General features: G+C 72.4%; 6 protein-coding genes. 1 reads left to right on the forward strand and 5 read right to left on the reverse strand.

The annotated features are described in order from the left end of the window. Positions 1-65: 65 nt before the first annotated feature. From ACIBK8_RS18080 to deoC, 3 genes are read right to left on the reverse strand one after another with little or no spacing between them, the layout of a single operon-like run. A complete protein-coding gene (locus tag ACIBK8_RS18080; protein WP_399042823.1) occupies positions 66-926 on the reverse strand; it encodes an aldehyde dehydrogenase family protein in 861 nt (286 codons plus the stop codon). After that, positions 919-2,349 carry an aldehyde dehydrogenase family protein gene (locus tag ACIBK8_RS18085; RefSeq protein WP_399042840.1) on the reverse strand — a complete coding sequence of 477 codons (1,431 nt, stop codon included), beginning with the start codon at positions 2,347-2,349 and terminating at the stop codon, positions 919-921. Before ACIBK8_RS18085 ends, ACIBK8_RS18080 begins: the two co-directional genes overlap by 8 nt. A 25-nt stretch (positions 2,350-2,374) precedes the next feature. Then, positions 2,375-3,370 (reverse strand): deoxyribose-phosphate aldolase, encoded by a 996-nt coding sequence (gene deoC / locus ACIBK8_RS18090; protein WP_399042842.1) that lies wholly within the window; start codon positions 3,368-3,370, stop codon positions 2,375-2,377. A gap of 202 nt (positions 3,371-3,572) precedes the next feature. Between deoC and ACIBK8_RS18095 the strand changes: the two genes are divergently transcribed. Continuing rightward, complete coding sequence (locus ACIBK8_RS18095; protein WP_399042824.1) at positions 3,573-4,193, forward strand: PH domain-containing protein; 621 nt, start codon at positions 3,573-3,575, stop codon at positions 4,191-4,193. A 148-nt stretch (positions 4,194-4,341) separates the two neighbouring features. Here the strand turns inward: ACIBK8_RS18095 and ACIBK8_RS18100 are convergent, their stop codons facing one another. Then, positions 4,342-6,024 carry a phospho-sugar mutase gene (locus tag ACIBK8_RS18100; RefSeq protein WP_399042825.1) on the reverse strand — a complete coding sequence of 561 codons (1,683 nt, stop codon included), beginning with the start codon at positions 6,022-6,024 and terminating at the stop codon, positions 4,342-4,344. A gap of 123 nt (positions 6,025-6,147) precedes the next feature. Next, positions 6,148-6,969: a purine-nucleoside phosphorylase gene (locus ACIBK8_RS18105; protein ID WP_399042826.1), complete on the reverse strand. Its 822-nt coding sequence runs from the start codon at positions 6,967-6,969 to the stop codon at positions 6,148-6,150. Between the last annotated feature and the right edge of the window lie 225 nt (positions 6,970-7,194).

Genomic DNA, 7,194 nt, shown 5'->3' on the forward strand with positions numbered 1-7,194 from the left:
GCCCCACCGCAAAGGTGAGGCCCCGCACAGTCCCGCTGCCGCCGCCGGACGGCGGCAGAACGGGCTCAAACACCCATGGGGTGCCAGACCGTCTTCGTCTCCAGGAAGGAGAGCAGGCGGCCGGTGCCGGGATCGGCGGTCCAGTCCACCGGGGCCGGCCGCAGCACGCGCTTGAGGTTGTCGGCCGCGGCGACCTCAAGTTCCTGCGCCAGTCCGGCGTCCGCGCCCGCCAGATCGATGGCGTTGACGTCCTGGTGCGCGGCGAGCGGGGCCGCGATCTCGGCCGTACGGCCGGAGAGGACGTTGACGACGCCGCCGGGCAGGTCGGACGTGGCCAGCACCTCGCCCAGCGAGAGGGCGGGGAGCGGGGAGTTCTCCGACGCCGTGACGACCACGGTGTTGCCGGTGACGATGGCCGGGGCGATGACCGAGACCAGGCCGAGGAAGGACGAGTCCTGGGGGGCCAGGACCGCGACCACGCCGGTCGGTTCGGGGGAGGAGAGGTTGAAGTAGGGACCGGCGACCGGGTTCGCCGAGCCGGCGATCTGGGCGGCCTTGTCGGACCAGCCCGCGTACCAGACCCAGCGGTCGATCGCGGCCTCCACCTGGGCCGCCGCCTTGGACTTCGACAGCCCCTCGGCGCCCGCCACCTCCGCCGCGAACTGCTCGCGGCGGCCCTCCAGCATCTCGGCGACGCGGTAGAGGATCTGGCCGCGGTTGTACGCCGTGGCGCCCGACCAGCCGCCGAACGCCTTGCGGGCCGCGACGACGGCGTCCCGGGCGTCCTTGCGGGAGGACAGCGGCGCGTTGGCGAGCCAGTTGCCCTTGGAGTCGGTCACCTCGTACACCCGCCCGCTCTCGGACCGGGGGAACTTGCCCCCGACGTACAGCTTGTAGGTCTTGAAGACGGAGAGTCGGTCAGACATTCAGGTACGCCTCCAGACCGTGCCGGCCGCCCTCGCGGCCGTGGCCCGACTCCTTGTAGCCGCCGAACGGCGACGTCGGGTCGAACTTGTTGAACGTGTTGGACCAGATGACGCCGGCCCGCAGCTTGCTCGCCATCCACAGCATCCGGGAGCCCTTCTCCGTCCAGATGCCGGCGGAGAGGCCGTACGGGGTGTTGTTGGCCTTGGCGACCGCCTCTTCCGGGGTGCGGAAGGTCAGCACGGACAGGACCGGGCCGAAGATCTCCTCGCGGGCGATGCGGTGCGCCTGGGTGACGCCGGTGAACAGGGTCGGCGCGAACCAGTAGCCGGAGCCGGGGAGTTCGCAGTCCGGGGCCCAGCGCTCGGCGCCCTCGGCCTCGCCGGCCTCGACCAGCGCCGTGATCCTGGCCAGCTGCTCGGCGGAGTTGATGGCGCCGATGTCGGTGTTCTTGTCCAGCGGGTCGCCGACCCGCAGCGTCCGCATCCGGCGCTTGAGCGCGTCGAGCACCTCGTCGGCGACCGACTCCTGGACCAGCAGCCGGGAGCCCGCGCAGCAGACGTGCCCCTGGTTGAAGAAGATGCCGTTGACGATGCCCTCGACGGCCTGGTCGACGGGGGCGTCGTCGAAGACGATGTTCGCCGCCTTGCCGCCCAGTTCGAGCGTCACCTTCTTGTCGGTGCCCGCGACGGTACGCGCGATGGCCTTGCCGACCTCGGTGGAACCGGTGAAGGCGACCTTGTCGACGCCGGGGTGGGCCACCAGCGCGGCGCCCGTGGAGCCGTCGCCGGTAAGGATGTTGACGACACCCTTGGGCAGGCCCGCCTGGCGGCAGATATCCGCGAAGAACAGCGCGGAGAGCGGGGTGGTCTCGGCGGGCTTGAGGACGACGGTGTTGCCCGTGGCCAGCGCGGGCGCGACCTTCCACGCGAGCATGAGCAGCGGGAAGTTCCAGGGGATGACCTGGGCCGCGACACCCAGCGGCCGGGGGTCGGGGCCGAAGCCCGCGTGGCCGAGCTTGTCGGCCCAGCCCGCGTAGTAGAAGAAGTGCGCGGCGACCTGCGGGAGGTCGGCGTCGCGCGATTCGCGGATCGGCTTGCCGTTGTCCAGCGACTCCAGGACGGCCAGCTCGCGCGAGCGCTCCTGGATGATCCGGGCGATCCGGAACAGGTACTTGGCGCGCTCGGCGCCCGGCAGCGCGGACCACTTCTCGAACGCCTTGCGGGCGGCCTGCACGGCGCGGTCGACGTCGGCGGTGTTGGCCTGGGCGACCTCGGAGAGGACTTCCTCGGAGGATGGGGAGGTGGTTTTGAAGACCTTGCCGTCGGCGCCCGGCGCGAACTCGCCGTCGATGAACAGGCCGTAGGACGGCGCGATGTCGACGACCGAGCGGGACTCGGGGGCGGGTGCGTAATCGAAGGTCATGGATCCGTCGAAGGTCATGGGTGCCTCAGTCCACCGTGACGTAGTCGGGGCCGGAGTACCGGCCGGTGCTGAGCTTCTGGCGCTGCATCAGCAGGTCGTTGAGCAGGCTGGAGGCGCCGAAGCGGAACCAGTCGGCGGTCAGCCAGGGCGTGCCCAGCGTTTCGTTGACCATGACCAGGTACTTGATCGCGTCCTTGGTCGTACGGATACCGCCGGCCGGCTTCACGCCGACCTGGACGCCGGTGGCCGCGTGGAAGTCGCGGACCGCCTCCAGCATCAGGAGGGTGACCGGGGGCGTGGCGTTGACGGCCACCTTGCCGGTCGATGTCTTGATGAAGTCGGCGCCCGCGAGCATCGCGAGCCAGGAGACCCGGCGGACGTTGTCGTACGTCTGGAGCTCGCCGGTCTCGAAGATGACCTTGAGGTGCGCGGCGCTGCCGTCGGGGCGTGCGCACGCCTCCTTGACGGCCTTGATCTCCTCGAAGACCGCCAGGTAGCGGCCGGAGAGGAAGGCGCCGCGGTCGATGACCATGTCGATCTCGTCGGCGCCCGCCGCGACCGCGTCACGGGTGTCGGCGAGCTTCACCGGCAGCGCGACCCGGCCCGCGGGGAACGCGGTGGCGACCGACGCGACGTGGATGCCGCTGTCGCCCAGCGCCTCCTTGGCCGTCGCGACCATGTCGGGGTAGACGCAGATCGCCGCGACCTTCGGGGCGGTCCGGTCGGTGGGGTCCGGGTTGATGCCCTTGGCGCACAGCGCCCGCACCTTGCCGGGGGTATCGGCTCCTTCGAGCGTCGTCAGGTCGATCATCGAGACGGCGAGGTCGATGGCGTACGCCTTCGCCGTGGTCTTGACCGAGCGGGTACCGAGGGTCGCGGCGCGGGCTTCGAGGCCGACCGCGTCGACACCGGGGAGGCCGTGGAGGAAGCGGCGCAGCGCACCGTCGTCGGCGGTCACGTCCGCCATCGACGCCAGACGCCCCGCGGCTTCCTTGCCGTATGCGGGAACAGTGATGGGCATGGTCACGAGGGGAGCATATCTACGCGCGTAGCGCCCTGTCATCCCCCGCGGTGGGCCGAATCAGGACCCTGCGGGGGACGGCCGCCGTCCCGTACGGGTGCGTCGACGTCGTCCCGTACGGGATCGCCGGGCGGCGCCGCGGTGCCCGAATGATGCCGTAACGCAATGTCCGGCATCCGGACGGTCAGGCAGAATCGGCAGCATGACGAGCCCGGAACCCTCCACCACGCCGCAGCAGAAATACGCCGAGCGCACCTACCGCTCACCGGCGGCCCTCGTCGGCGGCGTGCTGCTGCTCCTGCTCGGGCTCTGGCTCGGCGGCGACGCGCTGCTGCGCGGCGTCGCGCACACCAAGCTGACGGCGGCCTTCGCCCTGTTCGTCGGCGTGCCGCTGGTGGCCGCCTACACGCTGCGGCCCCTGGTGAAGGCGGGCGAGGACCGGCTGCTGGTGCGCAACCCGTTCCGGACGATCACGCTGCCCTGGGGCGCGGTGGATGACCTGCGGGCGTCGTTCACCAGCGAGGTGTTCACCGCCGACGGCAAGTACCAGCTGTGGGCGGTGCCGGTCTCGCTGCGGCAGCGCAAGAAGGTCAGCAAGCAGGCCGCCCGCGGCACCGCACCCCGCCGCTTCGGGCCGCGCGCCGACGCCGGTCCTGTGCCGCGCGCGATGGCCGACCAGACGATGGACGAACTCCGCGAGATCAAGGAACGCGCCGCCCACCGCGAGAGCGCCAAGGGTGAGCCGGTGGTGCGGTGGGCCTATGGCTTCATCGGGCCGTGTGTGGTGGGTGTGGTGGGGCTGATCGTGATGTTGGCGGTGTAGGGCGGCGGGGCGGGGTGCCGGTTCCGCCGGGCTTCCCTGCGGGGGCGCCGGGCGGATTCCCTACGGGGATTGCCCTGCGGGATCCGCCGTGCCGAAGCGGGGCCCGCCGTGCCGAAGCGGGCCCCGTCCGGTGACGGGGCCCCGCTCGTCAGATACCGGCTGCCGCCGACAGGTCGGACTTGACGGCCGCGAGCGCCGCCGCCGCCTTCGCCCTGGCCTCCGGGAGCGCCGCCGCCGAAGCGACCTGGACCACGATCTCCAGGTAGCACTTGATCTTCGGCTCGGTCCCGCTGGGACGGACCACCACCCGGCCCGCCGCCACGCCGGAATCCGCCGAGCCGGACAGCTGGTACCGCAGCCCGTCGGTCGGCGGCAGCGCGTCGGTGCCCTGCGACAGGTCATCGGCGCTGCGCACGGCCAGGCCCGCAAGGGTCGTGGGCGGCGTCTCGCGCAGCCTGCGCATGGCGTCGGCGATCAGCGACAGATCGTCGACCCGCACCGACAGCTGGTCGGTCGCGTGCAGGCCGAACTCCACCGCGAGGTCGTCCAGCAGATCGGTCAGGGTGCGCCCCGACTGCTTCAGTTCGGCGGCCAGTTCGGTGATCAGCAGCGCGGCGGTGATGCCGTCCTTGTCCCGTACGCCCTCCGGGTCGACGCAGTAGCCCAGCGCCTCCTCGAACGCGTAGCGCAGGCCGTCCACCCGGGCCAGCCACTTGAACCCGGTCAGGGTTTCCTCGTAGGGGAGTGAGGAGGCCGCCGCGATCCGGGACAGCAGCGACGACGACACGATGGTGGTGGCGAAGGTACCGGCGGCCCGCTTGCTGACGAGGTGCGCGGCGAGCAGGGCGCCGACCTCGTCGCCGCGCAGCATCCGCCAGCCGTCGTCGGTGCCGGGTGCCGGTACGGCGACGGCGCAGCGGTCCGCGTCGGGGTCGTTGGCGACGACGATGTCGACCATCCCGGGACCGGCCGCGCGGGCGGTGGCGAACGCGAGGTCCATCGCGCCCGGCTCCTCCGGGTTCGGGAAGGCCACCGTCGGGAACTCCGGGTCGGGATCGGCCTGTTCGGCGACGACCCGCGGGGCCGGGAAGCCGGCGCGGGCGAAGGCGGCCAGCAGGGTGTCCCGGCCGACGCCGTGCATCGGTGTGTAGACGACCCGGGTGTCCCGCGGCGAGCCGGGGGTCAGCACCGCGTCGGTACGCGCCAGGTAGGCCGCCAGGACGTCCTCACCGAGCGTCTCCCAGCCGGCTTCGGGGCGCGGCACGTCGTCCAGCGAGCGCACCGCCGCGATCTCCGCGGCGATCTCGCCGTCGGCGGGCGGCACGATCTGCGAGCCGTCGCCCAGGTAGACCTTGTAGCCGTTGTCGCGCGGCGGGTTGTGGCTGGCGGTGACCTCGACACCGGCCACCGCGCCCAGGTGCCTGATCGCGAACGCCAGGACGGGCGTGGGCAGCGGGCGGGGCAGCACCGCGGCGCGCAGCCCCGCGCCGACCATCACGGCGGCCGTGTCGCGCGCGAAGTCGGCACTCTTGTGGCGCGCGTCGTAGCCGACGACGACGAGGCCCGCGCCGTCGCCCTTGGCCTTGAGGTACGCGGCGAGTCCGGCCGCCGCACGGATGACCACCGCGCGGTTCATCCGCATCGGTCCTGCGCCCAGCTCACCGCGCAGGCCGGCGGTGCCGAACTGCAAGGTGCCGGCGAAGCGGGCGGAGAGCTCGGTGTGGTCCCCGGCTTCGATCAGCCGGGACAGCTCGTCCCGGGTCTCCGGGTCGGGGTCCTCGGCCAGCCATGCCTGGGCGCGGTGGGTCAGCTCCGTGGGATCGGTGGCCACGTGATGCTCCTGACGGGTGGGTGCGGGTGGGGGAGCGCTGGGGGCGTCCGTGAAGTCCTGTCGTCCGCCCCGGGGGGCGGGGCGGGCGAGCACCCCCGGCCCGCCCGCCGTGCGGCCCGTGGCTCAGAGCTTGCCGAGCACCTGGGCGAGCAGGCTGCCCATCCGGGTCGCGGAGTCGCGGCCGGCCTGGAGCACCTCTTCGTGGTTGAGCGGCTCGCCGGTCATGCCCGCGGCGAGGTTCGTGACCAGGGACAGGCCCAGCACCTCGGCGCCGGCCTCGCGTGCGGCGATGGCTTCGAGCACCGTGGACATGCCGACCAGGTCGCCGCCCAGGGTGCGGATCATCTTGATCTCGGCGGGGGTCTCGTAGTGCGGGCCGGGGAGCTGGACGTAGACGCCCTCCTCCAGGCTCGCGTCGACCTCCTTGCACAGCGCGCGCAGCCGCGGCGAGTACAGGTCCGTCAGGTCGACGAAGTTCGCGCCGGCGATCGGGGAGGTGGCGGTGAGGTTGATGTGGTCGCTGATGAGCACCGGCTGGCCGGGGCGCATGCCATCGCGCAGGCCGCCGCACCCGTTGGTGAGCACGACGGTCTTGCAGCCGGCGGCGACGGCGGTCCGTACGCCGTGCGCGACGGCGGCGACGCCGCGGCCCTCGTAGAAGTGGGTACGGCCGAGGAAGACCAGCGCGCGCTTCTCGCCGATGCGGTACGAGCGGATCTTGCCGCCGTGGCCTTCGACGGCCGGGGGCGGGAAGCCGGGCAGCTCGGTGACCGGGAACTCGTGCTCGGGCGCGCCCAGGGCCTCGGCGGCGGGGGCCCAGCCGGAGCCCATGACGAGGGCGACGTCGTGGGTCTCCGCGCCGGTGAGGTCGCGCAGGCGGGCGGCGGCGTCGGCGGCGGCGCCCTGCGGGTCGCGGGCGATGTCCGAAGTAACAGATGCGTTCACGCGGACGAGGGTAGCGGGAAATCTCCTACGCGCGTAGATGGTGCTGGGTGTGGGGTGGGAATGGCGCGTTTGTGGGGCCGGTGTCGAGGGGGTCGGTGGTCCCGGTGGGGGGCTTGGTCTTTGTGGGTGGGGGTGGGTCGGAGGGGCCGCACCGGGTCGTCTCCTCGACGCATGTGCCCTCGGGTACCAGTCAAGAAAGCTGCCGGTGTTGGCACCTGTCGCTGC

Source organism: Streptomyces sp. NPDC050161, from assembly GCF_044460025.1.
Classification (GTDB): Bacteria; Actinomycetota; Actinomycetes; order Streptomycetales; family Streptomycetaceae; genus Streptomyces.

Excerpts from the sequence above, each read along its gene's own strand:
- ACIBK8_RS18080 (WP_399042823.1), bottom strand. The coding sequence starts at position 926 with ATGTCTGACCGACTCTCCGTCTTCAAGACCTACAAGCTGTACGTCGGG.
- ACIBK8_RS18085 (WP_399042840.1), bottom strand. The coding sequence starts at position 2,349 with ATGACCTTCGATTACGCACCCGCCCCCGAGTCCCGCTCGGTCGTCGAC.
- deoC (WP_399042842.1), bottom strand. The coding sequence starts at position 3,370 with ATGCCCATCACTGTTCCCGCATACGGCAAGGAAGCCGCGGGGCGTCTG.
- ACIBK8_RS18095 (WP_399042824.1), top strand. The coding sequence starts at position 3,573 with ATGACGAGCCCGGAACCCTCCACCACGCCGCAGCAGAAATACGCCGAG.